The sequence below is a fragment of the Paracraurococcus ruber genome, assembly GCF_004353985.1.
GTDB classification, from domain to species: Bacteria; Pseudomonadota; Alphaproteobacteria; order Acetobacterales; family Acetobacteraceae; genus Paracraurococcus; species Paracraurococcus ruber.
In genome coordinates this window covers 1-1,770 of record NZ_SMOA01000532.1, presented here as the reverse complement: position 1 = coordinate 1,770, position 1,770 = coordinate 1, and the positions used below count along the sequence as shown (strand labels likewise).

Here is a 1,770-nt window from a genome sequence, read left to right as displayed (position 1 = left end):
GCCCCGCCTCGGCCAGCGCCGCCTCGGCCCGCGCCCGCCGCTCCGCCCGCGCCACCCCGGCCAGGGCCAGCGCGTGGTCGAGATTGGCGATCGCCGAGCGCCGCAGCATCACCGGCCGCTGGAACACCATGGCGTCCCGCTTCGGCGCCGGGCCCAGCCAGCGCAGCCGCCCCGCCGTCGGCGCCAGCAGGCCGTGCAGCAGCCGCAGCAGCACCGACTTGCCGGCGCCGTTCGGCCCGATGACGAGCAGCGGCGGCCCGGCCTCCACCAGCAGCGACACGTCGCGCAGGATGGCAACGCCGCCCGCGGCATAGCCCAGCCCTTCCGCCAGCAGGGGCAGGGCGGTGTCCGGCGCCCGCATCAGCCGCCCGCCCGCAGCGCGATGCCGCGCAGGCCCTGCGCCGCCGCGTTCACCGCCAGCACGATCGCCATCAGGATGCCGCCCAGGGCGAGCGCCAGCGGCAGGTCGCCCTTGCTGGTCTCGAGCGCGATGGCGGTGGTCATCACCCGGGTGAAGCCCTCGATGTTGCCGCCCACCACCATCACCGCGCCGACCTCGGCGCTCGCCCGGCCGAAGCCGGCCAGCAGCACGGTCAGCAGCGCGAAGCGCCCGTCCCAGAGCAGGGTCGGCACCGCCCGCCAGGGCCCGGCGCCGAGCGAGCGGAGATGCTCGGCATATTCCTCCCACAGCCCTTCCAGCACCTGCCGGGACAGGGCGGCCAGGATGGGCGCGACCAGCACCGCCTGGGCGATCACCATGGCCGCGGGCGTGAACAGCAGCCCCCAGCCGCCCAGCGGCCCGCTGCGCGACAGCAGCAGGTAGATCAGCAGCCCGGCCACCACCGGCGGCAGGCCCATCAGCGCGTTCAGCCCGGTGGTGATGGCGCCGCGGCCGGGGAAACGCGCCACCGCCAGCCAGGCCCCCAGGGGCAGGCCAACCAGGGCGGCGCAGAGCGTCGCCGTCAGGCTGACCTGCAGGGACAGGGCGACGATGCGCAGCACCGCGGGGTCGCCGGCCGAAACCAGGCCGAGCGCGGTGGCGAAGGCGGTGCCGAGGTCGTTCACGGTGGGGGTGAGGTGCGGGTATTCCGCGGCCCGATCAACCGCGGTCCCGGGGGCGCGCGGCGGAAAACCTGCCGGAAAATGCCGGCTGGTGCCAGGCTTGGCTTGGGCTGGGGGCGCGTCCGGTCCCGAAATGTCATCGGCATCGTCGGATTCGCACGGCACACTGGCGCCCGTGGCCGGAAGCCCTATGCTAGAGCGTGGCGAGTGCCCCGGGCTGAACCTTGGGCCGGTCCGAGGCAGGCCGGGTTCCGGAAACGGAGCACGGCCACAGGAGCACCAAAGAGTTTCACGAGATGGCCAAAAACGACAGCTGGCGCCCCCGGAAACCCCGCAAGCGCGGGTTCGACGACGACACCCCCGAATTCGGCGGCGGCGGCGGCTGGGGCGCCCCCCCGCCCTTCCCGATGCCGAGCACCATGCCGGCCTCCCGCGGGCCTTCGGTCTTCGCCACCGGCCCGGAGCTCGAGGCGACGGTCAAGTGGTTCAACCCCGAGAAGGGCTTCGGCTTCGTCGAGCTGGGCAACGGCTCGGGCGATGCCTTCCTGCACATCTCGGTCCTGCACCGGTCGGGCAATGACGCGGTGAACCCGGGCGCCGGGCTGCGCGTGCGCGTCGGCCCGGGGCAGAAGGGCCAGCAGGTGACCGAGGTGGTGGAGATCACCAGCCCCGGCGAGCCCGGCGGCGCCGGCGGCCCGGGCGGCGCCC

At 74.8% G+C, this 1,770-nt stretch carries 3 protein-coding genes; 1 reads left to right on the top strand and 2 read right to left on the bottom strand.

All coding sequences use genetic code 11. The features are described from left to right. A partial coding sequence (locus tag E2C05_RS31510) for an ATP-binding cassette domain-containing protein (protein ID WP_133223542.1) occupies positions 1-361 on the bottom strand: 361 nt, incomplete at its 3' end. Next, the gene (locus E2C05_RS31505; protein WP_133223541.1) at positions 361-1,065 is read right to left on the bottom strand and encodes an ABC transporter permease; all 705 of its coding nucleotides are present in this window, start codon (positions 1,063-1,065) and stop codon (positions 361-363) included. The genes E2C05_RS31510 and E2C05_RS31505, both read right to left, overlap by 1 nt. 293 nt (positions 1,066-1,358) lie before the next feature. Here E2C05_RS31505 and E2C05_RS31500 point away from each other — a divergent pair. Beyond that, on the top strand, positions 1,359-1,770 hold a 412-nt coding region (locus E2C05_RS31500; RefSeq protein ID WP_275670530.1), incomplete at its 3' end, for a cold-shock protein.